Source organism: Streptomyces sp. NPDC053560 (assembly GCF_044544605.1).
In the GTDB taxonomy this organism is placed as follows: Bacteria; Actinomycetota; Actinomycetes; order Streptomycetales; family Streptomycetaceae; genus Streptomyces.
In genome coordinates this window covers 160,253-185,944 of the sequence record NZ_JBITXI010000013.1, presented here as the reverse complement: position 1 = coordinate 185,944, position 25,692 = coordinate 160,253, and the positions used below count along the sequence as shown (strand labels likewise).

General features: G+C 70.1%; 21 protein-coding genes and 1 pseudogene. 15 read left to right on the top strand and 7 right to left on the bottom strand.

Annotated elements, in window-relative coordinates; genetic code table 11:
- Window positions 1-15: 15 nt before the first annotated feature.
- The 3 genes from ACIGQF_RS29240 to ACIGQF_RS29230 all read right to left on the bottom strand — a co-directional run bounded on the left by ACIGQF_RS29240 (window position 16) and on the right by ACIGQF_RS29230 (window position 4,055).
- Window positions 16-1,674, bottom strand: coding sequence for an ABC-F family ATP-binding cassette domain-containing protein (locus ACIGQF_RS29240; protein ID WP_399716199.1), 1,659 nt, complete (start codon window positions 1,672-1,674; stop codon window positions 16-18).
- Between the two features lie 480 nt (window positions 1,675-2,154).
- A complete protein-coding gene (gene argG, locus ACIGQF_RS29235; protein WP_399716196.1) occupies window positions 2,155-3,600 on the bottom strand; it encodes an argininosuccinate synthase in 1,446 nt (481 codons plus the stop codon).
- 140 nt (window positions 3,601-3,740) lie between these two features.
- The gene (locus tag ACIGQF_RS29230) at window positions 3,741-4,055 is read right to left on the bottom strand and encodes a DMT family transporter (RefSeq protein ID WP_399716193.1); all 315 of its coding nucleotides are present in this window, start codon (window positions 4,053-4,055) and stop codon (window positions 3,741-3,743) included.
- Between the two features lie 230 nt (window positions 4,056-4,285).
- Between ACIGQF_RS29230 and ACIGQF_RS29225 the strand changes: the two genes are divergently transcribed.
- The 3 genes from ACIGQF_RS29225 to ACIGQF_RS29215 all read left to right on the top strand — a co-directional run bounded on the left by ACIGQF_RS29225 (window position 4,286) and on the right by ACIGQF_RS29215 (window position 7,056).
- On the top strand, window positions 4,286-4,996 hold the full coding sequence (locus tag ACIGQF_RS29225; protein ID WP_399716190.1) for a GPP34 family phosphoprotein: 711 nt from the start codon (window positions 4,286-4,288) through the stop codon (window positions 4,994-4,996).
- Window positions 4,997-5,343: 347 nt separating this feature from the next.
- Window positions 5,344-6,501, top strand: coding sequence for a selina-4(15),7(11)-diene synthase (locus ACIGQF_RS29220; protein ID WP_399716186.1), 1,158 nt, complete (start codon window positions 5,344-5,346; stop codon window positions 6,499-6,501).
- Between the two features lie 144 nt (window positions 6,502-6,645).
- Window positions 6,646-7,056, top strand: a complete 411-nt coding sequence (locus ACIGQF_RS29215; RefSeq protein ID WP_399716184.1) for a RidA family protein — start codon at window positions 6,646-6,648, stop codon at window positions 7,054-7,056.
- On the opposite strand, the gene ACIGQF_RS29210 is transcribed toward ACIGQF_RS29215, so the two are convergent.
- Both ACIGQF_RS29210 and ACIGQF_RS29205 read right to left on the bottom strand, forming a co-directional pair.
- Window positions 7,011-8,018 (bottom strand): SDR family NAD(P)-dependent oxidoreductase, encoded by a 1,008-nt coding sequence (locus tag ACIGQF_RS29210; protein WP_399716181.1) that lies wholly within the window; start codon window positions 8,016-8,018, stop codon window positions 7,011-7,013. The genes ACIGQF_RS29215 and ACIGQF_RS29210 overlap by 46 nt on opposite strands.
- A 190-nt stretch (window positions 8,019-8,208) precedes the next feature.
- Window positions 8,209-8,574: pseudogene (locus ACIGQF_RS29205) on the bottom strand (TetR/AcrR family transcriptional regulator); the annotation flags it as partial.
- Between ACIGQF_RS29205 and ACIGQF_RS29200 the strand changes: the two are divergent.
- The 4 genes from ACIGQF_RS29200 (at window position 8,539) to ACIGQF_RS29185 (ending at window position 12,381) form a co-directional block, all read left to right on the top strand.
- A complete protein-coding gene (locus tag ACIGQF_RS29200) occupies window positions 8,539-8,874 on the top strand; it encodes a DUF4345 domain-containing protein (RefSeq protein WP_399716177.1) in 336 nt (111 codons plus the stop codon). The pseudogene ACIGQF_RS29205 and the gene ACIGQF_RS29200 overlap by 36 nt on opposite strands.
- 49 nt (window positions 8,875-8,923) lie before the next feature.
- Window positions 8,924-9,862 (top strand): GNAT family N-acetyltransferase, encoded by a 939-nt coding sequence (locus ACIGQF_RS29195; protein WP_399716174.1) that lies wholly within the window; start codon window positions 8,924-8,926, stop codon window positions 9,860-9,862.
- 155 nt (window positions 9,863-10,017) lie between these two features.
- Window positions 10,018-11,469, top strand: coding sequence for a glyceraldehyde-3-phosphate dehydrogenase (locus tag ACIGQF_RS29190; RefSeq protein WP_361551187.1), 1,452 nt, complete (start codon window positions 10,018-10,020; stop codon window positions 11,467-11,469).
- Window positions 11,470-11,670: 201 nt separating this feature from the next.
- On the top strand, window positions 11,671-12,381 hold the full coding sequence (locus tag ACIGQF_RS29185) for a restriction endonuclease (protein ID WP_399716171.1): 711 nt from the start codon (window positions 11,671-11,673) through the stop codon (window positions 12,379-12,381).
- Window positions 12,382-12,396: 15 nt separating this feature from the next.
- Here the strand turns inward: ACIGQF_RS29185 and ACIGQF_RS29180 are convergent, their stop codons facing one another.
- Window positions 12,397-13,491, bottom strand: a complete 1,095-nt coding sequence (locus ACIGQF_RS29180; RefSeq protein WP_399716511.1) for a M20 family metallopeptidase — start codon at window positions 13,489-13,491, stop codon at window positions 12,397-12,399.
- A 222-nt stretch (window positions 13,492-13,713) separates the two neighbouring features.
- On the opposite strand from ACIGQF_RS29180, the gene ACIGQF_RS29175 reads away from it, so the two are divergent.
- The 7 genes from ACIGQF_RS29175 to ACIGQF_RS29145 all read left to right on the top strand — a co-directional run bounded on the left by ACIGQF_RS29175 (window position 13,714) and on the right by ACIGQF_RS29145 (window position 23,984).
- Window positions 13,714-16,329, top strand: a complete 2,616-nt coding sequence (locus ACIGQF_RS29175) for a hypothetical protein (RefSeq protein WP_399716168.1) — start codon at window positions 13,714-13,716, stop codon at window positions 16,327-16,329.
- 109 nt (window positions 16,330-16,438) lie between these two features.
- Window positions 16,439-17,614 carry a substrate-binding domain-containing protein gene (locus ACIGQF_RS29170; protein ID WP_399716165.1) on the top strand — a complete coding sequence of 392 codons (1,176 nt, stop codon included), beginning with the start codon at window positions 16,439-16,441 and terminating at the stop codon, window positions 17,612-17,614.
- A gap of 140 nt (window positions 17,615-17,754) precedes the next feature.
- Window positions 17,755-19,086, top strand: a complete 1,332-nt coding sequence (locus ACIGQF_RS29165) for an ABC transporter substrate-binding protein (RefSeq protein ID WP_399716163.1) — start codon at window positions 17,755-17,757, stop codon at window positions 19,084-19,086.
- 26 nt (window positions 19,087-19,112) lie between these two features.
- Window positions 19,113-20,096, top strand: coding sequence for a carbohydrate ABC transporter permease (locus ACIGQF_RS29160; protein ID WP_399716161.1), 984 nt, complete (start codon window positions 19,113-19,115; stop codon window positions 20,094-20,096).
- Window positions 20,093-20,953: a carbohydrate ABC transporter permease gene (locus ACIGQF_RS29155; RefSeq protein ID WP_399716159.1), complete on the top strand. Its 861-nt coding sequence runs from the start codon at window positions 20,093-20,095 to the stop codon at window positions 20,951-20,953. Before ACIGQF_RS29160 ends, ACIGQF_RS29155 begins: the two co-directional genes overlap by 4 nt.
- A gap of 29 nt (window positions 20,954-20,982) precedes the next feature.
- Window positions 20,983-22,002: a hydroxyacid dehydrogenase gene (locus tag ACIGQF_RS29150; RefSeq protein ID WP_399716156.1), complete on the top strand. Its 1,020-nt coding sequence runs from the start codon at window positions 20,983-20,985 to the stop codon at window positions 22,000-22,002.
- Complete coding sequence (locus ACIGQF_RS29145) at window positions 21,999-23,984, top strand: DUF2264 domain-containing protein (protein ID WP_399716153.1); 1,986 nt, start codon at window positions 21,999-22,001, stop codon at window positions 23,982-23,984. The genes ACIGQF_RS29150 and ACIGQF_RS29145 overlap by 4 nt, the downstream gene beginning before the upstream one ends.
- A 208-nt stretch (window positions 23,985-24,192) precedes the next feature.
- Here the strand turns inward: ACIGQF_RS29145 and ACIGQF_RS29140 are convergent, their stop codons facing one another.
- The gene (locus tag ACIGQF_RS29140) at window positions 24,193-24,432 is read right to left on the bottom strand and encodes a DUF5133 domain-containing protein (RefSeq protein ID WP_399716150.1); all 240 of its coding nucleotides are present in this window, start codon (window positions 24,430-24,432) and stop codon (window positions 24,193-24,195) included.
- Window positions 24,433-24,653: 221 nt separating this feature from the next.
- Between ACIGQF_RS29140 and ACIGQF_RS29135 the strand changes: the two genes are divergently transcribed.
- Window positions 24,654-25,550, top strand: coding sequence for an RNA polymerase sigma factor SigF (locus ACIGQF_RS29135; protein ID WP_399716148.1), 897 nt, complete (start codon window positions 24,654-24,656; stop codon window positions 25,548-25,550).
- Window positions 25,551-25,692 lie beyond the last annotated feature (142 nt).

The following is a 25,692-nucleotide window of genomic DNA, read 5'->3' as shown; positions in this document are numbered from 1 at the left end:
GAGAGTGGTACGGGCTCAGTCGATCGGCGGCGATTCCAGGCCGGCACGGACCTCGTCCTCGCTGGTCTCCCGCAGTTCTTCGTCGACCAGCAGCCAGCGGGTGATGCCGGCCGCTTCCAGGAACGGCAGGTCGTGGCTGGCGATCAACAGGGCCCCCTCGAATGACTCAAGGGCGCTCGTCAGCTGCCGTACGCTCGCCACGTCGAGGTTGTTGGTCGGCTCGTCGAGCAGGAGAAGCTGCGGAGCCGGTGCGGCGAGCATGGTCGCCGCGAGGGCGGCCCGGAAGCGCTCGCCGCCCGACAGGGTGCCCGCCTGCTGTTCGGCACGCGCCCCCTTGAACAGGAAGCGGGCGAGCTGCGAGCGGATGTGGTTGTCGGTGACGCCCGGAGCGGTGCGGGCCACGTTCTCTGCGACGCTCAATTCGTCGTCCAGTACGTCCAGGCGCTGCGGCAGGAACCGCAGTGGCACGTGTGCCGTGGCCGTACCGGACAGTGGGGCGAGTTCACCGGTGAGGGTACGCAGGAGTGTTGTCTTTCCGGCTCCGTTGCGGCCGACCAGTGCGACGCGCTCGGGCCCCCGCACATCGAGGGTGGCGGCGCGCAGCCTGCCGAACGACGGTTGCAGTTCGTGCAGGCTCAGGACGGTGCGGCCGGCCGGTACCGCGGTGTGGGGCAGGCTCACCCGGATCTCGGCATCGTCACGGATCGCGTCCGCGGCCGCCTCCCGGCGCTCGCGCGCTTCCTGAAGGCGTTCTTCATGCAGGCCGCGCAGCTTGTCGCCGGACTCCTGCGCCGACCGCTTGCGTTCGCCGGCGACGATCCTCGGGGCGCGCCGCTGGGCGTCCAGCTTCTTGCTCTGCCGCTGCCGGCGGGCCACCTTGATGCGGGTCTCTTCCAGTTCGCGCTGCTGTCGGCGTACGTCGGCCTCGGCCGCCCGCAGTGTGCGGCCCGCCGCCTCCTGTTGTGTGGTCAGTGCCTCCTGGTACGCGGACCATCCGCCTCCGTACCAACTCACCGACCCCGACCGCAGCTCGGCGGTACGGTCCACCCGTTCCAGCAGGTCACGGTCGTGGCTGACGACGACAAGGGTCCCGGAACGCCAGGAGTCCACCGCCTCGTACAGACGGCGGCGCGCGAACAGGTCGAGGTTGTTGGTCGGTTCGTCGAGCAGCAGGACGTCGGGGCGCTCCAGCAACAGCGCGGCCAGGCGCAGCAGTACGGTCTCGCCGCCGGACATCTCGCCCACGGTGCGGTCGAGGCCGAGGTCGCCGAGGCCGAGGGAGCCCAGTGTGGCCAGGGCTCGCTCTTCGACGTCCCAGTCGTCTCCGAGCGTTTCGAAGTGTTCCTCGGCCACCTCGCCCGCCTCGATGGCACGCAGGGCGGTGCGCCGTTCGGCGATACCCAGCGCCTGGTCGACGCGGAGCGAGGTGTCCAGGGTGATGTTCTGCGGGAGGTAGGCAAGGCGGCCGCCGATGGTCACCGCTCCCCGGGCGGGTTGCAGGTCGCCGGCCAGCAGGCGGAGGAGAGTGGACTTGCCGGCGCCGTTGGCTCCGACGAGGCCCGTGCGGCCCTTGCCGACGGTGAAGGAGAGCCCGTCGAAGACGGTGGTGCCGTCCGGCCACTGGAAGGACAGGGCGGAGCAGGTCACAGAAGCGTGGGGCGTCGGTCCTGACATGGTGTTCTCGCAGTCGTACGCGGTGGGTGGGGACTACGTGTGCGAACACCACGCGGCGACCGAACCGGCGGAAAAAGGGGGTGCGGCTCTCCGAAGGGCGAGGGACAGCTCAGGCACCGAGGTCGCATGCACGCGGGGGTCACGGACGGCGGAATGGCCGGATACGACGTGACGGGCGTACGGCCGATGCCGTACCGCGTGATGATCGCGAACCTCAGATGCGCAACGTCCACCTCTATCGGAGACAACAGGACTCTGGAACTCTACCTCATAGCGCATAGCTGTGAGTGACCGGCCGGCTGCCGCCACCAGCATCGGCGGGCGGCGACGACCCGCCCCCGGACTTCGGAAGTCCGAGATCCCGGGCATCGGAAAAGCCGGCCCGACGTCCTCGACGTCGAGCCGGCCTTCCGATGGCTCGTTCTCCGCGTACGCGCCAGGCCCTCGCGGAGAGCGACGGCACCTCGCCGAGAGCGATGGTCAGTCCGTGCCGAACTCCATCGCGGCGCGGTCCAGCGCCTCGTCCTCGCTGGAGACCTCGCCGCGGGAGGCGATGGCCTCGGCGCCGCCCTCCGGCATGGTGCCGATCAGCCCGGTCGCGGCCGCCTGAGCAGCGCCGATGGCGGGGCTGCCGGTGCCGATCAGGCCGATACCCGCGTACTGCTCCAGCTTGGCGCGCGAGTCGGCGATGTCGAGGTTACGCATCGTAAGCTGGCCGATCCGGTCCACCGGGCCGAAGGCCGAGTCCTCGGTGCGCTCCATGGACAGCTTGTCCGGGTGGTAGCTGAACGCCGGGCCCGTGGTGTCCAGGATCGAGTAGTCCTCACCGCGCCGCAGCCGCAGCGTCACCTCACCGGTGATGGCCGCGCCGACCCAGCGCTGCAGCGACTCGCGCACCATCAGCGCCTGCGGGTCGAGCCAGCGGCCCTCGTACATCAGACGGCCGAGGCGCCGGCCCTCGTTGTGGTACTGGGCGAGGGTGTCCTCGTTGTGGATCGCGTTGACCAGACGCTCGTAGGCGACGTGCAGGAGGGCCATGCCGGGCGCCTCGTAGATGCCGCGGCTCTTGGCCTCGATGATCCGGTTCTCGATCTGGTCCGACATGCCCATGCCGTGGCGGCCGCCGATGGCGTTGGCCTCCATCACCAGGTCGACGGCGGAGGCGAACTCCTTGCCGTTGATGCTCACCGGGCGGCCCTGCTCGAAGCCGATGGTGACGTCCTCGGTGGCGATCTCGACCTCGGGGTCCCAGAACCGCACGCCCATGATGGGCTCAACGGTCTCCACGCCCGTGTCCAGATGCTCCAGCGTCTTCGCCTCGTGGGTGGCGCCCCAGATGTTGGCGTCGGTGGAGTACGCCTTCTCCGTGCTGTCGCGGTAAGGCAGGTCGTGGGCGAGCAGCCACTCCGACATCTCCTTGCGGCCGCCGAGCTCGGTCACGAAGTTCGCGTCCAGCCACGGCTTGTAGATCCGCAGGTTCGGGTTGGCGAGCAGACCGTAGCGGTAGAACCGCTCGATGTCGTTGCCCTTGAAGGTCGAGCCGTCGCCCCAGATCTGGACGTTGTCCTCCAGCATCGCCCGGACCAGGAGGGTGCCGGTGACGGCACGGCCGAGCGGCGTGGTGTTGAAGTAAGCACGCCCGCCCGAGCGGATGTGGAACGCGCCGCAGGTGAGCGCCGCCAGGCCCTCCTCGACCAGCGCCTCGCGGCAGTCGACCAGGCGCGCGATCTCGGCACCGTAGGTCTTCGCACGGCCGGGCACCGAGGCAATGTCGGGCTCGTCGTACTGGCCGATGTCGGCGGTGTAGGTGCAGGGGATCGCACCCTTGTCGCGCATCCACGCGACCGCGACGGAGGTGTCGAGGCCGCCCGAGAAGGCGATGCCGACGCGCTCGCCGGCGGGGAGGGAGGTGAGGACCTTAGACATAGGAAGAGTATGCACGATTACGCATTTCCATGCAAAGGCAGGTCCGGGTGTCCGGGATTTGCGTCCGGACGGACAGGCCGGATGACCGGCACAAGGCGCGGACGTCACTGGTCGGTGCGTTGGTCCTTGGTCGGCGTTGGTCAGTGCAGCAGCTTGAGCCCGACCACACCGCCGATGATCAGCAGCAGGCAGACCAGGCGCGCGGCCGTCGCCGGGTCGCCGAGCGCCACCATCCCGTAGACGGCGGTTCCCACGGCGCCGATGCCCACCCACACGCCGTAAGCAGTACCGAGCGGAATGTGATTCACCGCGTACGACAGTCCGCCCATGCTGAGGGCGAGCGCGCCGATGAAGAGGAGGGATGGCCACAGCCGGGAGAAGTTCTTGGACGCCTCAAGGGCTGTCGCCCAGACCGTCTCCAGGACGCCCGACACGATGAGTACCACCCAGGCCATGGACCGCTCCGCTCTCCCCGCCGCCCGCGAATGATCGACATCGTCCAGTTCACCACTGCGCGCCGCCGCCCGCGATCGCAAGGCACACCGCTCCCCCCGCCACGCACTCGCCCCGGAGTACAGTCGGCACGTAAGTGCAGCTCCTGATCAGCGGAAATTCTCATCGTCGGTTACTCGGCCACTCGGCAGCGTGTCGCCGCCGGTGCCGCGCCTCTTACACGGAGCCGTTCATGACCACACCGCGGGACTTGTTGATCGTCGCCTTCGACGTGGCTTCCGACCATCCGGTGGATCCGGGCGACCTGTCGCTCGCCCTCGCGGGCGCCGAGTTGATCGACCTGCTCGCCGCCGAGCTGCTCGTACTGGACGGCGAGCGCATCGTGCCGGGCAGCGCGGGACACCTGGCAGACCGTCAGCTCAACGAGGCCGCTTCGCTGCTCGTCCGCCAGATGCCCTACGAGTCGGTCGACGACTGGCTGTGGCGCCGGGGCCGTGGCCTGTCAGCGGCCTATATGACCGCGCTGGCCGAGCTGGCCATGGAGAGCCCCGACGGGACCGCGGAACCGGGAGGCTCGGAGGGAACGGTTGGAGCGGGAGGAGTGGGAGGAACCGGGGCGGCAGGAGCGCCGGAGGGCGTCACTCGGCAGCGCCGCCGCTGGCTCCCCTTCCGGCACCGCCGATCGGAGCTGGCGGCCGACTCGCCCGCTCGCCGCCACGCAGCCGATCGTCTGGCGTCCGGTGAGCCCGTCCTCGCCGCCCTCGCGGCCGCTGCCGGGGTCCACGATGTGCCGGTTCCGGCGGACGACTCCCCGAGTTTTGACAACGAAGCGATCGTGACCGTACTCGCGGCCGTCAACGGGGCAGTGACGGAACTGGAAGCCGTACGGCAGCGCCGCACCATCGAAGCAGCCGCCTTCGACAACATCTGGCGAGGCCAATAGAGGACAGAGGTCAAGAGAGGCCTGAAGAGGCCGGGAGAGGTCAGGAGGGCCGGCCCTCGGGTTGGCGCAAAAAGGAGGAACTGGCCTATCGGCCACTTGCGTCGAGGACCTCATTCAACGAACAGTAGTTCTAGGGCGGTCGCTCAACTCTGCCCTCCTGGGGGAAATCTGCCGGTCAACACCGTTTTCCTACCGGGCGGTCTGCCCAGTTTACGTGGCGCTTACGCGTGACCTTTCCCCTATTGGATCAATGTGCGGTGGCGCATAATATGCGGTCTGTTGATCACACTGGGTGCCTGCGAAGCACCCCGGGGGAGTGACCGAACCGCCTCAGGAGGGCCCGCCAGATGAGTCCGCTGATAGACCCACCGGCCAGCACCCCGACCCCCGAAATACCCCCGCTCTACGCCCCGATCCCGGCCGCCGTCCACCCTCGCCACTCGGCCATCGACGCACGGACCGCCGCCTGGGCACGCCAATACGGGGCCGGCACCCGGCTGAGCGAGCGGCTCGCCGAGCAGGACATCGGCGTCTTCGCCGCGCGCATCCTCCCGGCCGGCCGTGAGGACGTGGCGCAACTCCTGGGCGATTTCGTGCTGTGGCTGTTCCTGGTGGACGACGGCGTCATCGAGGAGGGAGAGCTCGGCAAGGCGCCGGGCGCGCTCACCGCCGCGCTGCAGCGCCTGTTGTGGGTGGCCGAGAATCCGGAAGCGGATCTGCTGACCGATGATCCGCTGGCCGCAGGACTGCGGGACCTGCGGTCCAGGGTGGCGCAATACGGCACGGCGGGGCAGCTCGCACTGTGGGTCAACGCACTGCGGGAGTACGCCCTGTCGGTGGCCTGGGAGGCCGGGCACCGCGCGGCCGGCAGCGTGCCCGACCTGGAGGACTACACGCTGATGCGGCTGTACGACGGCGCCACCACCGTCGTACTGCCACTGCTCGAAATGGGCTACGGGTACGAGCTGTCGCCCCAGGAGCGGGCGCACCCCGCGGTTCGCGCCGCGGCCCAGATGGCCTCCTTCATCATCACCTGGGACAACGACCTGCTCTCGGCGCACAAGGAAGTACAGGAAGCCGGGCAGACCGGGGATTACTACCTCAACGTACTCCGGGTCCTGACGCAGCATCACGGCCTGTCCCCCACGCAGGCCGTCACCGAGGCCATCGCCCAGCGCGACCGCGTGATGGTGCACTTCCAGCGCGTGTGCACCGCCCTGACTGCCCAGGCCGGCCCGCAGCTGCGGCAGTACCTCGACAGCCTGGGGCACTTCGTACGCGCCTCGCTGGACTGGGGCATCAGCAGCCACCGTTACACCACACCGCACGATCCGGCGGCACTGCCGCATACGTTCGCGTCGATGCCCACCGATGCACGGGCCGAACCGCTCGACATCAGCGCCACCTCCTGGTGGTGGGACCCGCACCGCCTTCGCCTGAGCCCCTCCGCACGCCGCAACCGGCCCCTGGCCGACCACGGCGCACTGCTGGCGGCCCCGGCGTAGCAGCCGGTGCGAGCCCCGGCAGAGGCAGCCGGCCCGGGGGAAAATGCATCGATTGCCGAGCGCGTCTTTGGCAGGGTCGTGCACGCCCTGCCAAAGACGACAGACACCAGACGCCATGGGAATGTCGACGACAAAGGAATGTCCATGCCTCGTGCCGTGACGTTGATCCGCTCCGCCGCACTGTCCGATGTCGCCGAGTACGCCTACGCGGCCACCGCTCCCGCCGAGTCCCGGCTGATCTTTCTCGCCGGAGCGTGCCCGCTGAACGAGGACGGCTCCACGGCGGCCGTCGGGGACTACGCAGGCCAGGCGGCCAAGGCCGTGGAAAACATGCGGACCGCCCTGGTGGACGCCGGCGCCGCACTGGACGATGTCATCAGCACGCGGGTACTCGTCGCCTCCCACCGGCAGGAAGACCTCGTGACGGCGTGGGAGGTGGTGCGGGACGCGTTCGGCGCGCACGACGTCCCCAGTACGTTGATGGGCGTCACCGTGCTCGGCTACACGGATCAGCTCGTGGAGATCGAGGCCGTCGCCGCCGTGCTCGATTCCTGAGCCGCGAAGTGCGGCTCCGATCCGACCAGTTCGCGACTGGCCTCCCAGAGGCGGGCCGCCACCTCAGTGTCGGTGTAGTGGCCCTGGACGGGCGCAAGGCGGGGGCGGCCGCGCAGGCCGAACACTCTCGGCTCCCACAGCTGCCCTCCCCTGACCTCCGGGTCGAGGACGGCACGCACCATGGGCCATGCACCGGCGTCCTTGCCTTGGACCAGCAGGCCGGCGGGCAGGCCGCGCAGCCGGTCGCCGGCGCTCCTCTCGTGCACCGGCGGGCGTGAAGGTGTCAGGGAATCCAGCGCACCGCCCGGGTGGGCCACCACGCTCAGTACCGTGCTGCCGGCCGCCCGCAGCCGCCGGTCGAGCTCGAAGGCGAAGTGCATCTGGGCCAGCTTCGACCGCCCATAGGTGCGTTTCGGCCGGTAGTCCCGAGTGGACTGCAAGTCTTCCAGGTCCAGTCGCTCCGACCTGGCCGCGAAGCTGCCGACGGTCACGATGCGGCCCGCCGGCGCGGCCGCCAGCAGCGGTGCCAGCCATCCGGTCAGGGCGAAATGACCGAGGTGGTTGATGCCGAACATGAACTCGTGGCCGTCCTCGGTGACCTTCCGCGGCGGGTCGTCGAGCGCCACTCCGGCGTTGAGCACCACCGCGTCCAGGCGGTCCAGCTCCAGCGCTTCGGCAGAGCTGCGCAAGGACGTCAACTCCGCCAGGTCCAGCCGCAGGTGGCGCAGCCGCGCACCGGGTACGCGGGCGCGAATCGAGTCCATGGCGGCCCGGGCCTTGTCCGTGTTCCGGCTGCCGAGGACGACCGTGGCCCCCGCCCCGGCGAGCTGCTCCGCGACGAAATACCCGATACCCGCGTTGCCCCCGGTGACGAGGATGTTGCGCCCTTCCGCCCGCGGGAGTCGATGGACGTCCCACTGCTGGGACTGGGATGGAGCTGGGGATGGGGTTACGGACGACATGTGGCGGCTCCTCGCGTGCGGGACTTCGGAGTGGGAAAAGCGGGATAGCGATGGAAAGAATGGGCAGCAAGATCTGCTCTGAACATCGCAGTAGTCGCCGACAGATTCCCTACGGCTCGGTGCCCCCACCGACAGGCCGCCGATACCGCACCGCTGCCCCGGGCCCAGCATGCCCCGCGTCCATGGAGTGTCAGTGCGGCCAGTCCGGGGCGGGGTCCTCGTCCAGGAGCGGGCGGATGGCGTCCAGCACGGCGCCGACGCATACGTCGCGCAGTTCGGCGCGGGTGCAGGTCTCCTCGGTGAGCCAGTCCACGCACAGCACCTGAACGAACACCAGCCAGCTCTTCAGTACGCCCGACACCGCCGCTCGGGTGTGGTCATCCGTGAGCGCGAGGGCACTGACCAACCGCTCCCGCAGGGCGTCGAGTTCACCGGCGATGATCGTCTGGATCAGGCGGTCGCCGGCCAGTACCCGGTTCGCCGCGAGCACGGTGTTGCGGTTCTCGGCGAAGCACGCGATATGGGCGTCCAGGCCCTCGGTGAGCTGCTCGGCCCGACGGTCGACGGCCTCGGGCGGTTCTTCGGCGCGATCTTCGCCGGGTACGGGCTCGCCCGGCTCTGGGTGGCGCGGCAGTCGCCGATCCCCGCGACGGCGGTGCGATGGCTGTCCGGGGTGTTCCTGCTGGGCGCGATCGGGCGCCTGCTGTCACTCACCGTGCACGGATGGCCGCACTGGTTCCAGGTGGTATTGACGGTCATCGAGCTGGTGCTGCCGCTCCTGTTCTTCTGGCTGGCGAACGCCGAGGAGACCGAGGAGGCCGAGGAGAGGGCCGGGGCGGAGAGAACCGAAACGTGAGGCCAGCGTTTCTTGTCCCGCCACCATTACCTGACTAAGGTCAGAGAATATGCAGGAGCAGGTAGAGCACGCAGAGCAGGTAGAGCAGGTAGAGCAAAAAGAGCAGGTACGGCGCTTCAATCGGACGGTCGCCGAGCGCGTAGGCGTACTGCACGACCACTATCTCGGCGGCGCTCGCCCCTACGGCCAGGCGCGGCTGCTCTGGGAGATCGACGGCGCGGGCACGCACGACATCCGCAGCGTACGGGCCCGGCTCGGCCTCGACTCCGGTTACCTGAGCCGACTGCTGCGGGCGCTGGAACGTGACGGCCTCGTCGCCGTCGAGCCTCACCCCCGCGACCGGCGGGTACGTACCGTACGGCTGACCGAGGCCGGGCGGGCGGAGCGCGCCCTTCTCGACGACCGCAGCGACGCGCTCGCCGCATCGCTCCTCGCCCCGCTCGACGCCCGGCAGCGGAACCGGCTGGCCTCGGCCATGGCGGAGGTCGAGCGGCTGCTGACCGCTTCGGTGGTCACCGTGGAAGTGCTCGACCCCGACCACCCGGACGCCGCGCACTGCCTGCGGCCCTACGCCGCCGAGCTGCAAGAGCTCTTCGAAGGCGGCTTCGACCCGGCAGGCAGCCTGCTGCCCGACCCGGGCGAGCTGCGCGCGCCTCGCGGTCTGTTCCTCGTCGCCCGGCTGCACGGCGAGCCGGTGGGCTGCGCGGGGCTGAAGCTGCCGGCCGGAGCGCCGGCCGAGATCAAGCGACTGTGGGTCTCGCCCCGCGCCCGAGGGCTCGGCCTGGCCCGGCGCCTCCTGTCCGAGGTTGAGAAACGCGCTGCCCAGCACGGCAGCGACCTGGTGCGGCTCGACACCAACAAGGCCCTCGAAGCGGCCACGCGCCTCTACCGCTCCAGCGGGTACACCGAGGTCCCCGCCTTCAACGACGAGCCCTATGCGCACCACTGGTTCGAAAAGCGGCTCACCCCTGGAACACAGCAGAAGTAGACGCAGGAGGCAGGAACGCATAGGCGCAGGAGGCGGGAGGCAGGAGGCCGCAGCCGCGGTGACCAGCCACCCCGCCTCTCACACGGGACCGGCGTGATGATCGAATGGGGGTCGGGTTACCATATGAGCACCGCCTAGCTCGAAAGATAAATCCTGTGACTGTCAACGATGACTCGTTCACCAACTGGAAGACTCGCGAGGAGATCGCGGAGTCGATGATCCCGATCATCGGGAAGCTGCAGAGGGAGCGGGACGTCACCGTCCTGCTTCACAGCCGCTCCTTGGTGAACAAGTCGGTGGTCAGCATCCTCAAGACGCACCGGTTCGCCCGGCAGATCGCGGGTGTGGAACTCTCGGTCACCGAGACGATGCCGTTCCTGCAGGCTCTCACCACGCTCGATCTCGGCCCTTCGCAGATCGATCTCGCGAGGCTCGCCGAGACCTACAAGGCCGACGACCGGGGTCTGTCCGTCGAGCAGTTCACCGCCGAGGCAGTCGCCGGGGCCACCGGTGCCAACAAGATCGAGCGCGGCGAGGGCCGTGACGTCGTCCTGTACGGCTTCGGGCGCATCGGCCGCCTGGTCGCCCGCCTCCTGATCGAGAAGGCCGGCTCCGGCAACGGCCTGCGGCTGCGCGCCATCGTCGTACGCGGCGGCGGCGACCAGGACCTCGTCAAGCGCGCCTCGCTGCTGCGCCGCGACTCGATCCACGGCCAGTTCCAGGGCACGATCACGGTCGACGAGGAGAACGGCGCGATCGTCGCCAACGGCAACACCATCAAGGTGATCTACGCCAACGACCCCTCCGAGATCGACTACACGGCGTACGGCATCAACGACGCCATCCTCATCGACAACACCGGCAAGTGGCGCGACCGCGAGGGCCTGTCCCAGCACCTGCGCCCCGGCATCGACAAGGTCGTCCTGACCGCGCCCGGCAAGGGCGACGTGCCCAACATCGTGCACGGCGTCAACCACGACACGATCAAGCCGGACGAGCGCGTCCTGTCCTGCGCCTCCTGCACCACCAACGCGATCGTGCCGCCGCTGAAGGCGATGGACGACGAGTTCGGCGTGCAGCGCGGTCACGTGGAGACCGTCCACTCGTTCACCAACGACCAGAACCTGCTGGACAACTACCACAAGGCCGACCGCCGTGGCCGTTCCGCGCCGCTGAACATGGTGATCACCGAGACCGGTGCCGCCTCGGCCGTCGCCAAGGCCCTGCCGGACCTCAAGGCGCCGATCACCGGCAGCTCGATCCGTGTGCCGGTCCCGGACGTCTCGATCGCGATCCTCAGCCTGCGCCTGGGCCGCGAGACCACCCGCGACGAGGTCCTCGACTACCTGCGCGATGTCTCGCTCAACTCGCCGCTGAAGCGCCAGATCGACTTCACCACGGCCCCCGACGCCGTCTCGATGGACTTCGTCGGCTCGCGCCACGCGTCGATCGTCGACGCCGGTGCCACCAAGGTCGACGGTGACAACGCGATCCTCTACCTCTGGTACGACAACGAGTTCGGCTACTCCTGCCAGGTCATCCGCGTCGTCCAGCACGTCTCCGGGGTGGAGTACCCGACCTACCCGGCGCCGGCCCCGGTGGCCTGACGCCCGGCCCACGCCGTACGGCGGCCCCAACGGTGATGCGGGGCCGCCGACCCGGGGACACAGCAGGTGGCAGGTGACAGGTAGCGAGGGTGGGCAGTCCGAACACCGGTCGTCCCACGGGAAACTGAAAGTGCAGCAGTAACTCGGCTCATCCAGGGCACTTGAAGAAAACGATCTTCATCCAGCCCTGGAGAGCGCCTCATGGTCACACCTATTCGCCGGCCCCGCCCCGTCACCCGCCGCCCTGCCTTCAGCCTGCGCCAACTCACCGTCTGCTTCGGGCTGATCGCCATCGGCATCGTCGGTATCGGCCTGATGCTGAGAACAGGCCTCGACGGTGCGGCTCGCCATCCTGTGGCGAGCCTCGGCGTGGTGTTGCTAATCGGGGCGCTGGTCTTCGGGGTGCTGCGCTTCCGTCCTCGCGGAGGCCGCGTCCCTCGCAGCGGTGCATCGGGCGAAGAGGGGCTCGCAGTGGACGAGGCCGACAGCGAGACCGAAGCCGAAGTCCAAGCCGAAGAAGCCGGGCGCGTGATGGACTACGCGGCCATGGGCGCCGACGAGTTCGAGAGCGCGGTAGCCGCACTGTGCGAGCGGGACGGCTGTTTCGACGTCCAGATCGTCGGTGGCGCCAACGACCTCGGCGCGGACATCGTGGCCAGGGCGCCGGACGGCCGCACCGTGGTCATTCAGTGCAAGCGCTACGCCGAGACCCACAGGGTCGGCTCGCAGGACCTCCAGCGCTTCGGCGGTACCTGCTACACCGTCCACGGTGCGGATGTCGCGGCGCTCGTCACCACCAGTACGTTCACCGATCCCGCCCTGGAGTACGCCGAGCAGTGCGGCATCCTCTGCTTCAGTGGTACGGAACTGATTGACTGGTCCGTCGGCGAAGGGCCCGCACCGTGGCACTGACGGTGGAAACAGTGCTCAAGCCTGCTGGATCGCGTCCACCAGGCCGGCGATGAGCTGCGCCCGCTCGGTCATGGCCGCGACCACCAGGTACTCGTGGTCGGCGTGTGCACCGCCCCCCACCGCGCCGAGACCGTCGAGCGTCGGTACGCCCAGGGCGGCCGTGAAGTTTCCGTCGCTGCCGCCGCCGACCGCCTTGCCCGGCAGGCCGGGTACGAGTCGCTGGGCCACGGCGAACAGGTCGGCCGATGCCGACTCGGGCATCGGAGGACGGCCTACGGACCCCTCTACCGCGAGCTTCGCCTCGGGGAGGTGCGGAGCCAGTGCCGCGAAGGCCGACTCGATGCGGTCCTTCTCGTCGGCCGACTCGACCCGCACGTCGACGATGACGGTGGCCTCCGCAGGTACGACGTTGTCCAGGGTGCCGGCGGAGGCGACGGTCGGGGTCACCGTCGTGCCGATGCCGGGGCGGCCGAGTGCCGCGATGTCCAGTACCTGGTGTGCCGCCTCGACCAGGGCGTTGACACCGGCCGCCGGCTCCAGCCCGGCGTGCGACGCGCGGCCCGTGATGGTCACCCGGAACGTGCCGCAGCCCTTGCGTCCGGTCTTCAGGCCACCGTCGTCGGCCGCGCCCTCGGCCACGAGCACCGCACCGCAAGCGAGCGCGCGTTCTTCGATGAGCGCGCGCGAGGCGTGGGACCCGACTTCCTCATCGGCGGTCACCAGGATCTCGACACCGGACCGGTCGCCGAGCGATGCCACGCCGTGAACGGCCTGCACCAGGCCGCCCAGCATGTCGAAGACCCCGGGCCCCGTCGCATGGCCGTCCTCGACCTTGAAGGGGCGACGGGCGAGGGTGCCGAGCGGAAACACCGTGTCGTGGTGTCCGAGGATCAGTACCTTGGGGTCGCCGCCACCCGACCAGTGGACGTGGGGTCCGGCGTCACTCTCCACGAGGCGGGCCCGGCCACCGAGGCGGTTCTCGATGAATGCGGCGACCGCGTTCGCCGATGCCGTCAGGGCGTTGGCGTCACGCGATGGAGACTCGATCTCGACGAGCGTCCTGAGGTCCTCGAGCATGGCGTCGACATTCACATCGACGGCGTTGTGCATCGTCACGCCGCAAGCGTACTCGGTACGTCGTGTGTCGCATTGACCTCCCTAATGATTCGGAAGTTGAAGTCGACATTCATCGACGGCTGTCAACACCCTTGACTGGCCTGCATGCGAGGGCTAACTTCGCCGAAATTCTCGTAGGGGAATGATCCTCCGACCCCTCCCCTCTCTTCAAAAGGTGAATACATGGTGCGTGGGCGAATACGTGGGCGAAAGCGTATGAGAACGGGACCGATCGGCGGCGGGCTGATCGCTTTGGCCGTGGTGGCGTCCTCCGGTGTCATCGTGTCCCCGGCCGGTGCGGCGGGGTCGGCAAACCGGGCCGCATCGGCGGCCTCCGGTGGAGGTGCAGAGGGGTGCGGGGAGGTCGGGGACAGTGGTCGGTTCGCGGACGGGACCGGGAAGGCGACGCTCACGATCGTCGATGTCGCCGGTTCGGGGGACGCCTGCCTGCGGACGTACAAGCTGGTCAGCGCGGGGGCGACGAACGAGACGGAAGAGGGACGGACCGAGCGGACGTTCCGTGAGCGGGCGGACCGGCCGACGCTGCGATCCGGTTCGGTGTTGCTGGACGGGCTGTACGCGATGGCGCACGACGAGGCGGCGCGGAACGCGACCGACCGGCTCACCGACGGCTCGTACAACAACGGCAAGCCGGTCGACTGCCCGGGTGGCTGTTACATCACCGGCAAGTCGTGGACGTACGTGTGGACGCGCGATGTCTCCTACTCCGCGGATCTGGGGCTGACGGCCGCCGATCCGGAGCGGATGCGCAACACGCTGGCGTTCAAGCTCAGCGACCGCCGGGACGGTTCCGGGGACACGCAGATCATCCAGGACACCGGTACCGGCGGCAGCTATCCGAGCTCCACCGACCGGGTGGTGTGGGCGCTGGGCGCGAGCGAGATCCTGGACTGGCTGCCGGACGCGGACGGCGAACGCACGGCCTTCGCGGCCAAGGCGTACGACGCGATCCGCAACACCGTCGAGCACGACCGCAAGGTCGTCTACGACCCGTCGGTCGGGCTCTACAAGGGCGAGCACTCCTTCCTCGACTGGCGCGAGCAGAGCTACCCGGACTGGACGAAGGACGATGTGGCCACCATCGCCACCTCGCGCTCGCTGTCGACCAACGTCGCCCACTGGGCGGCCATCGACGCCGCGGCGCGTCTCGCGGCCGGCGCGGGCGATGCCGCGGCCGCCGCGAAGTACCGCGGTTGGGCCGGCCGGCTCGCCTCGGCGATCCGGAGCAAGTTCTGGCTGCCGGAGCGGGGACAGTTCTCCCAGATGCTCACCACCGAGCTCGACACCGCGCCGGCCGACCGGTACGACGCACTGGGCACCTCGCTGGCCGTGCTCACCGGTGTCGCCACGCCGCGGCAGGCCCGGGAGGCCGTCGCCAACTACCCGCAGACGCCGTACGGGCCGTCCGTGCTGTGGCCGCAGCAGCAGGGCGTACCGGCGTACCACAACAACGGCATCTGGCCCTTCGTCACCGCGTATCTGATGCGCGCGGCCGCGAAGACCGGGAACGACGGGGTGGCCGCGCTCCAGGCGCGGTCGCTGGTGCGCGGAGCCGCACTCTTCGGCACGAACAAGGAGAACATCAACCTCCTGGACGGCGGCACCAAGACGGAGATCAACTCCGACCGGCAGCTGTGGAGCATCTCGGGGATGCTGTCGATGGTGCAGCAGAGTCTTTTTGGCATGGATGCGCGGCCGGACGGGCTGCATGTGCGTCCCTTCCTGCCGGCGCAGGTGCGCAACCAGTACTTCCGTGACAGTGACCGGGCCGCGCTGCGGAACGTGAACTACCGCGGGCACCGGCTGGACATCGCGCTGGACCTGCCGAAGGGAGCCGCCGCCGAGGGTGCGTACCGGGTCAGGTCGCTGAGGCTGAACGGGAAGCGGCTGCCCCCCGGCGCTCCGATCACCGAGAAGATGCTCGGTGAGGGCACCTCGAAGCTCGTGATCGAGCTGGGTCCGCCGCGGGCAGGTTCCGCGACGCCTGCTCCCGAGCCGGTGAACACCGCTTCGAAGGAGGCACTGTACGGGCCGAAGACACCGGCCGTGGACGGTGTGGAGGCCGATGGGGACGGCCGGATGCGGCTGTCCGTGGACATCGGTGCGGAGGACGCTTCCCGCGTCACCATGGACGTGTTGCGGGACGGCAAGGTGATCGCCGAGGACCGGCCCGTCACCGGCGGAACGCAGACGTGGACCGATCGCACCGCCATGGATGCGGCGGACGTCTCGCACTGCTACAGCGTCCGGCTGCGCTACACCTCCAGCGGCAACACCTCGCAACACGCGGAACCGCGGTGTTACCGGGGGCCGGACGACGAGCGGGTCATCAAGGTCACCGGCGCGGACTTCGACGTCGTCGGCGGGCGCCGGGCCCACAGTGAGCACGGTGTGTACTACGCGGACTGGGGCACCGCGCCGGGCGACCGGATCACTGCCCGCATCAGGCCCGAGGCCAGTGGTGAGTACCTGCTGCAGGCGGACGCGGCGGTCGGCGGCGCGATCAACACGGGGGTGGCCGGCGGCATGAAGTTGCTGCGGGTCATCGACGACGCCACCGGTCGCCCGGTCACCGAGCAGGTCATCGCCCTGCCCAACACGGGCAGCTGGACGGCCGTACGCGGCTCCACCTACGCCGCGGCGCGGCTGCGCGAGGGGCGGACGTACCGCGTCGAGCTCGTCCAGGATCCGCTGGCGGTCAACATGAGCTACTTCTCCGCCAACGCGCTCTACAACGACACGCGGAGCGGGCCGTCCAACTACAGCGATGTGTACGCCATCAAAGCGATGCTGAAGCGGCGCACGCGGTAGGCCGAGGCGAGACAGCACGAGCCGCCGAGTCGATGATTGTCTCGTGCGCAGCGGTGCTGATCGTTATGCTGCCGCCGAACGCTCAAACGCACACACAGGGGGGCGGGGCATGCGGGAACCGGTGGAACTGCGGCGGCAGCGCATACTGGCCGTTCTGAGGTCGCGCGGCTCGGCTCGCGTCGCCGACCTCGCGGCCGAGCTGGAGGTCTCGGTGGTCACCGTCCGCCGGGACGTCGAGGAGCTGGAGCGTGCCGGGAAGCTGCGGCGCGGGCACGGGGTGGCACGTTCCCTCGCGCCGGTCGACGAAGCGGGTACGGGTGCCGCCGCGGCGGTGGCGACGGGCGGGCGGCCGGGCGAGGACACGGCCCCGGCGATCGGTCTGGTGGTGCCCGAGCGGCATTCGTACCTCTTCGAGACCCTGCACGGTGCCCGAACGGTGCTGGAGGAAGCCGGCATGCGCATCGCGCTGCACATCGCGCCTGCCGTTTCCGGTGGTGAACGGCCCATGGTGGAGCGGGCGTTGGCGAGCGGTGTGCGGGGGCTGCTGATCGCGCCGCGGTGGCGCGGGCGGGGCGCGGAGGAGGCCGACTACGGCTGGCTCGGGGCCCTGGACGTACCGACCGTGCTGATGGAGCGCCGTCCGCTGCCGGGCAGTGCGCTGCACGCGCTGGACTCGGTCTGCTCCGACCACTGGTACGGCGTGCACCTCGCCGTCGAGCATCTGGTGGCGCTGGGCCACCGGAGGATCATTCTGGCCGCGCGGGACGACAGCCCGACGGCCCGGGCGGTGCGTGCGGCGTTCACCGCGATCGCGGCGGAGCGGACGGAGGTCGAGGACTGGGCGGTGACGCTGAGTTCGCCGACCGCGGTGCCGGAGGCGGCGGAGCGCGAGCGGGCCGGGGCGGGGGACGATGGCCGGGTGCAGGGCGGTCAGGAGCCGCCCGATGTTCTGGAGCTGGTGCGTGACCGTGGTGCCACGGCGGCGCTGCTGCACGGGGACGTGGACGCGTTGATGCTGGTCCAGCGGTTCCAGGAGGACGGGATACGGGTGCCGGAGGACTTCTCGGTGGTGGCGTACGACGATGTGGTCGCGGCGCTGGGCAGTACGCCGCTGACCGCGGTGTCACCACCCAAGACGGAGGTCGGGCGGGCGGCGGCCGAGTTGTTGCTGCACCGGCTGAAGCCGTCTTCCGGGGGACGTCCGGCACCCGTACGGCGGATCGAGCTGCTGCCGGATCTGCAGGTCCGCGGCTCGACCACGCGACGGGCCGGTGCAGGTGAGTGAGTGGCCGTCAGGCTTCGTGATCGCTGACTCTCCCTCAGTGAGCGTTTGACCGCTTCATTTCCTTCTGATCGCTCTATTGACCGGGTTCTGTTGCGCCGATCACTATTCCCGTGTCCCGAAACGAGCCGCGGGAGGCACGCATGCCGGGTCAACAGAGCCGTAGATCCGTACTCGCTGTGCTCGCCGCCCTGTCCGTGTCCGGTGTGAGCGCCTGCACCGGCAGCGGCGGCAGACAGCCGCGCACCACTGGCAAGAGCACCACTCGCGTCACCTTCTGGTCCGCGCTGCGCGGCAGCCAGGAAGTGGTGGACGCGTTCAACCGCACACACGATCACATCCAAGTGGACTTCCAGCAGGTCCCGTCCGGCGCGCAGGGCGGATACGCCAAACTCAGCAACGCCGCGCGGGCCGGGAACGCCCCGGACGTCGCCACCATCGAGTACCCCCAGGTCCCGGGTTTCGCGATCGACGGCGTCACCCGCGACATCACCGACCTCGTCGACGACGAGCTGCGCGGCAAGCTGCTGCCGCAGGCGCTCCGGCTGACCACCTTCGACCGCCGGGTCTTCAGCGTCCCGCTGGACGTCGAGCCGATGGTGCTGCACTACCGGACGGACCTCTTCCGTGAGTACGGCCTGGACGTCCCCGCCACGTGGGACGACTTCGAGGAGGCGGCGCGGGTGGTGCGGAAGCGCGCACCGGACCGCAGGCTGGCGCTGTTCCCCACCGACGGCATGACGCAGTTCGCTGCCTGGTCCTGGCAGGCGGGCAGCCGCTGGTTCGACACCTCGCGCGGCGCCTGGAACGTCTCCATGGCGGACGCACCCAGCCGGCGGGTGGCCGACTACTGGCAGCGGCTGTACGACCAGGACCTGATCTTCATGAATCCCACCGAGGGCACGCGCGGCACCGCCCAGGTCGGCCAGGGCCGGCTGCTCGCCCGGCTCAGCGGCGCCTGGGACGCCGGCGCGCAGATGAACGCCCACCCGCAGCAGGCGGGCAAGTGGGCCATCGCACCCCTCCCCCAGTGGGACACCAAACGACCGGTGAGCGCCACCCACGGTGGTTCCACCTTCGCCATCACCAAGGACTGCCGGAACCCCGAGGCCGCGCTGGAGTTCATCAGCTGGCAGGTCACTCACCCCGAGGCGCTGCGCGCCCGGCTCTCCAGCGGGACCAGCAGTCAGCTCCCCGCGGCTCCCGGGCTGATCGAGGTGGGACGCAAGGCATTCGACCGCCGCTACTACTCCGGCCAGGACATCTACGCGCTCTTCCGCGACCAGGCCCGGCTGATAGACGACCGGTGGACGTGGGGTCCGCGGATGACATCGACACAGAAAGTCATGCAGGACGGGTTCGCCCGTGCCGCCGGCGGCCAGGGCACGATCATCGACGCCGTACGCGAAGCCCAGCGCGGCACCATGCCCGACCTCAAGGCCCTCGGCCTGGCCACCACCGCACGCAGCAGCTGACGACCGTCAGAGAGGCAGGTGACACCATGACCACGACCACAACCACCACGGACACCGTCGCACTACCGGACCGGGCCGCTGCCCCGTCCGCCGCCGCTCAGCGGCGCGGGGCACGAAGACGGCGGCTCGGCGCGTGCGGCGTGCTGATGACGCCGTTCTTCGTCCTGCTCGTGACGGTCTTCCTCATCCCCGTCGGCACCGCCGTATGGCTGAGCTTCTTCGGCGCCGACCAGCCGGGACTCGGGTTCGGCCCGGAGCGGACGGTGTTCGTCGGGCTGCGCAGCTACGCAGCCGTCCTCACCGACCCGACCTTCCTCGGCGGCCTCGGCACCGTCGCCGCGTACTGCCTGGTCTACATCCCGCTGATGGTGGTGTGCGCCCTGGGTCTCGCACTGCTGCTGGACTCGGGGGTGGTGCGGCTGCGGTCCTGGGCGCAGCTGGCGCTGTTCCTGCCGCACGCGGTGCCCGGCATCATCGCCGCGATCATCTGGCTGTACCTCTACACCCCCGGCATCAGCCCGGTGATCGAACTGCTGGCCCGTGGTGACATCACCGTCGACTTCCTCGGTGTCCACACCGTCCTGCCCTCCATCGTGAACATCGCGGTGTGGAGCAACCTCGGCTACAACACCATCATTTTCTACGCCGCGCTCCAGGCGGTGCCGCGCGAGGTGATCGAGGCGTCGGTGGTCGACGGGGCGGGGCCGGTGCGCACCGCGTTGCAGGTCAAGACCCCGCTCGTACGGTCCTCGGTCCTCATGGTCGCGATGTTCACGCTGATCTGGGGCCTGCAGTTGTTCACCGAGCCGATGCTGCTGGGCCAGCAGACGCCGATGATCAACTCACGGTTCACCCCGAGCATGTACATCTACGACGCCGCCTTCAACCGCAACAACTACAGCCTGGCGGCGGCCGCCTCCGTGATCCTGCTCATCTGCACCATCGCCCTGTCCTACGGCGTGACCCGCTGGACCAACCGGTCCGGCGGCACGGAGGAGGCTGCCCGATGACCACCACCTCCACCGCCCTGCGTCCCCGGATGCTCGGCCGGACCGCCGTGCACGTCGTCGTCGGCGTGTGCGTGCTCTACACCCTGCTGCCCGTGCTGTGGCTGGTGCTGGCCGCCGCGAAGAACCGTGAGGCGCTCTTCAGCAGCGATCTGCTGTCCCTCGGGGACTTCTCGCTGTTCGCCAATCTGGGCGATGTGTTCTCCATGGACGGCGGGCTCTACAGCCGCTGGTACGGCAACAGCCTGCTGTACGCGGTGGTGGGCGCGGCGCTCGGCGCGCTGATCAGCACGGCCTGCGGCTACGCCTTCGACAAGTACCGCTTCCGGCACAAGGAGAAGCTGTTCGGCCTGGTGCTGGCCGCCGTCATGGTGCCGCAGACCGTCCTCGCCCTGCCGCTGTACCTGATGGCGTCCGGCGTGGGGCTGGTGAACACCTTCTGGGCGGTCTTCATCCCCGTCCTCTTCAACCCCTTCGGCGTCTACCTCGGCCGCATCTTCAGCCAGGGGTACGTGCCCGACGAGGTGCTGGAGGCGGCCCGCATCGACGGCGCCGGCGAACTGGCCACGTACTTCAAGGTCGCCCTGCGCATGCTCGGGCCCGGCCTGGTGACCGTCTTCCTCTTTCAGCTCACCGCCATCTGGAACAACTTCTTCCTGCCGATGGTCATGCTGTCCGACCAGAATCTGTATCCGGTGAGCCTGGGGCTGTACACGTGGAACAGCTCGGCGACCGTCTCCCCCGAGTACTACCCCGTCGTCGTCATGGGCTCGCTGCTCGCGGTACTGCCGCTGATCCTCGCCTTCATGATGCTGCAGCGCTTCTGGCGCTCGGGGCTGACCGCCGGAGCGGTGAAGTAAGCCCGCGTACGACAAGTCGAAGGAGTTCCATGCCCGACGCCCGTCGCCGGCCGCGTGCCGCGCTCGCCATGAGCCAGGACGCCGCCACGGCCGTCTTCGGCCCGGACGAGACGGCGGCCCTCGCCGCCGTGTGCGAGCCGGCGCCCTTCCCCGTACTGGACGACCTGACGACCGAACGGGCCCGCGCGGTCCTCGCCACGACGGAGGTGCTGGTCACCGGGTGGGGCTGTCCGCCCGTGGACGACGCGGTGCTCGCCGCCGCGCCCCGGCTGCGGGCCATCGCGCACTCGGCGGGCAGCGTCCGCAACCACCTCACCGAGGCCTGCTGGGAACGCGGCATCGAGGTGTCCTCGGCAGCGGCGGCCAACGCCCTGCCGGTGGCCGAGTACACCGTGGCGATGACCCTGCTGGCGAACAAGCGCGTCCTGGAGCGCGCCCGCGACTACCGTGCCACCCGCAGCCGCGACAACTGGCTGCACACCGACCGCTCGATCGGCAACTACCGCAGGACGGTGGGGATCTGCTCCGCCTCACTGATCGGGCGGCGGGTGATCGAGCTGCTGCGCCCGTACGACCTCCAGGTCCTGCTCTACGACCCGTACGTCACCGGGGCCGAGGCCGCGGAGCTGGGCGTGCCGACCGTGAATCTTGAGCAGCTGTTCGCGGCGAGTGACGTCGTCAGCGTGCACACACCGCTGCTGCCCGCCACCCGGGGTCTGGTCAGCCGCGAGCTGATCGACCGGCTCCGCCCCGGCGCGACACTGATCAACACCTCGCGGGGTGCCGTCGTCGACCAGGACGCACTGACCGACGCGGTGGCCTCGGGCCGCGTCCACGCGGTCCTGGATGTCACCGAGCCCGATCCCCTGCCCGGTGACCATCCGCTGTGGGACTGCGAGAACGCCCTGCTGACCCCGCATCTGGCCGGCTCCCAGGGCAACGAATGGCGCCGCCTCGCCGAACTGACGGTGAGTGAGGTGGCGCGCTGGGCCGCGGGCGACGGCTTCGCCCATCCCGTACACCGCGAAAGGCTGGCGTTCCTGGCATGAACGATGTTCCCGGCACCCCCGCATCCGCCCGTACCGGCCACTTTCCGCACCTGCCGCCCGAGGACCGCACGCTCAGCCCGCACACCGGTTACACCCGCGCCCACTGGGAGGCCGCCGCCGACGGGCTGGTCGACGCCGCCTGGCGCTGGGCCACGCCCGGCGGGGCGCTGCTGGACCTGCCGGGCCGGCCGTCCAGGTCCGGGGTGCGCTCCGACGGCCTGGAGGGATACGCCCGTACCTTCCTGGCAGCGGCGTTCCGCGTCGCGGGCGCGGGCGGCGCCGATCCGCACGGCTTCCTCGGTAGGTACGCGGACGGGCTCACCGCCGGCACCCGCACGCCGGGCCGCGCCGACGCCGAGTCCTGGCCGCTGATCCTCGACCACCACGTCCAGGGCCAGCCGATGGTGGAGTCGGCCTCCGTCGCGCTCGGCCTGCGGCTGACCCGGCCGTGGCTCTGGGACCGGCTCGACAGCACCGTGCAGGACCGTGCCGAGGAATGGCTGCGCGGCGCCCTGCGGCACACCCCGGCGCCCAACAACTGGTACCTCTTCGCCGTCACCGTGGCCGGGTTCCTGGAGTCGGTCGGCCGCGGTGACGCCGAGACCCGGCGGGCCATCGAGCGCGGCCTGCGCCTGCTGGAGACGTGGTACCGCGGCGACGGCTGGTACGCGGACGGCGACGGCCGCGCATTCGACCACTACAACGGCTGGGCACTGCACCTCTATCCGGTGCTGCACGCCCACCTCGCGAACGACAAGGCCATGCTGGACCTCTACGGGCCCCGGCTCGGCGAACACCTGGCGGGCTACTCGCTCCTCTTCGGCGGCGACGGGGCCCCGATCCACTTCGGCCGCTCGCTGACGTACCGCTTCGCCGCCGGGGCCGCGGTGGGCCTGGGCGCACTGACCGGACACACTCCCCTCGCCCCCGGCGTCTCCCGTCGGCTGCTGAGCGGTGCGCTGCGCTACTTCGTCACCCGGGGCGGGGTCGGGGCCGATGACGGACTGCTCAGCCTGGGCTGGCACGGACCGCACGACGCCTCCCTCCAGACGTACTCCGGGCCCGGCTCGCCGTACTGGGCGTCCAAGGCGTTCGTGGCACTCCTCGCGCCGGCCGGCGATCCGCTGTGGACGGCCACGGAGGAAGCGGCGCCCGCCGAAGGTGCGGACCGGGTACTCGCGCTTCCCGCGCCGGGCCTGCTCATCCAGACCACCGGCGCCGACGGCATCGCGCGGCTGCACAATCACGGCAGCGACCACGTCCGTCCGCACGAGGGCGACACCGCCGCCGTGCACGACGTGCTCTACGGACGGTTCGCCTACTCGACGGGCACCGGGCCCGCCGCTCCCGGGAACGTGCCCGACAACCATCTGTCGGTCGAGGCCGGCGGGCGGGCGTCGCTGCGCTGCCGGATCCAGCCGCTGGGCGCCGGCAGCGGCGACGGGTGGGGCTGGGCCGCCTCCTGGCACCGCCCGGTGTTCGCGGCAGGGCCGCCGATGGTGCCGGGGCTGGAAGTCCGCAGCGTGACGGTGGTGCGTGGCCGGTACGAGCTGCGGGTGCACCGGGCCGCGGGAGTGCCGTACGGGGCGCGGATACGCCAGACGGGCTGGGCGACGGGCCCGGAGCAGGCACCGGAGTTGGTCTCGGAGCTGCACGGTGTGTACGGCTGGGCGGAGCGGGACGAGGCGCGCGCACCGCAGGGCACGGCGTTCACGCGCTGGGCGGTGATCCCCCGGCTCAGCACGGCTCCTGTCGAGCAGGCGGACGCGACGGTGGTCGTGGCGGCCGTCGCGTCACTGTCCGGGACAGCCGGGTCCGCACAGGCCGAAGGTGTGCCGTTGGCCGAGGTCGTGTCGGTGGTGTCGGCGGACTCCGACGGCGAGGCGATCACGTTCCGGTGGGCCGACGACGGGTCGGTCACCCGGGTCGCCTTCGCGCCGCTGACCGTCGAGCACGGCGGCCCGGCGGACCGCGGCAACTGACCGGAACCCGCACGCAAACGAAGCCGGCCCCCGCCTCTCAGGCGGGGGCCGGGCTGTTCCGGAGCGCCGGGCAGGCCTTGCACCTGCATCTCCCCGCAGGAAGCGGGGCGTCTTTCCTTGGACTACCGACGCGAGGCGTGCCGCCTGAGGTTTCGCTGCGGCGCGCTCAAGATCAACTGTAGCACCTTGAGCGGCCGCTCCTCACCACTCAGGCCGTGAGCGCCACATCGGAGGGCGTGGCCGCCGCGACCTCGGCACGGGCCAGGTGACGTTCGGCCACGGCGAGGGCGTCCTCCGGCGTCCGCGTGCCGGTCGACACGCACAACGTGTAGGTGATGTCCTCCAGGCGCCGGGCCGCCTCGTAGGAGCCCTGCTCGGAGTGGAGGACCTGGAGTTCCTCGTACCGGGCGACGAGATTGCGCAGTGTCTCGGGAGACGGCAGCAGCACTACAGCACCTCTGTTCAGTCATGAGCGGGCGGGTGTCACACCTGTACCCCGATCGCACGAGATATCTCATGTACCACCCGTACTCGCTGCCGACGGGCACCCTCGGATACCTGTACTCAGATTCGTGCATCGGAATTCGCGAAGGGATGCATAGAATCCTTGAGCCCGGGCAGACGACGCTGAGACCTGAGGTCAGGATGAACATTCGGGAGGGTGGAAGCATGACGACGTCGCCGGCGGTGATGGATACCGAGGAACAGGTGACCGCGGGAGCCGAGGGCGAGTCCCTGGCCATGGACGCCGGACTGCCGTGGGTCGAGGAAGCCGCCAAGGTGGCGCCGCAGGACGCCAGGGCACTGTCGAAGCTGTTCTTCGAGCGGCTGACCCAGCTCGAAGAGGGCACCAGCGAGTACCAGTACGCGCGCAACACCTTGATCGAGATGAATCTCGCGCTGGTGCGCTTCGTGGCGGGGCGCTTCCGCAACCGCGCCGGGGACACCGGGCAGATGGAGGACATCGTCCAGGTCGGCACGATCGGTCTGATCAAGGCCATCGACCGGTTCGACCTCTCGCGGGGCACGGAGTTCCCCACCTTCGCCGTGCCCTACATCATGGGCGAGATCAAGCGGTTCTTCCGCGACGCGACGTGGGCCGTGCACGTCCCGCGGCGCCTTCAGGAACTGCGCGTGGAGCTGGCCCAGGCCAAGGAGCGCCTCGTCAACGCGCTGGACCGGGACCCCACGGTCGCCGAGCTCGCGGCCGAGCTGAACATCAGCGAGGAGGAGGTCATCGAGGGGCTCGTCGCGAGCAACGGCTACACCGCCGGTCCCCTCGACGCCCCGGACGACGGTCCCGACTCGGACGGCGAGGGCCGCAGCCTCACGGACGTCCTCGGCGAGACGGACCCCGCCCTGGAGCTGGTGGAGAACATCCACGCACTGGGCGGCCTGCTGCACGAACTGGAGGAGCGGGACCGCCGGATCCTGCACATGCGGTTCGGCCGTGAGATGACCCAGTCTCAGATCGCGGGCGAGCTGGGCATCTCCCAGATGCATGTCTCCCGGCTGCTGACCCGCATCCTCACCCGCCTGCGCCGGGGGCTCCTCGCCCGCGGCTGACGCGTCCGACGGGCTCGTTCCCGCCGGGCATCGCCGCCGCGGGGGGGGGGGGCCCCCCCCCCCCCCGGGGGGGGGGGCCCGCCCGCGGGGGGGCGGGGGGGGGGGGCGCGCCCGCCGGCGGGGGGGGGGGGGGGGGACACGG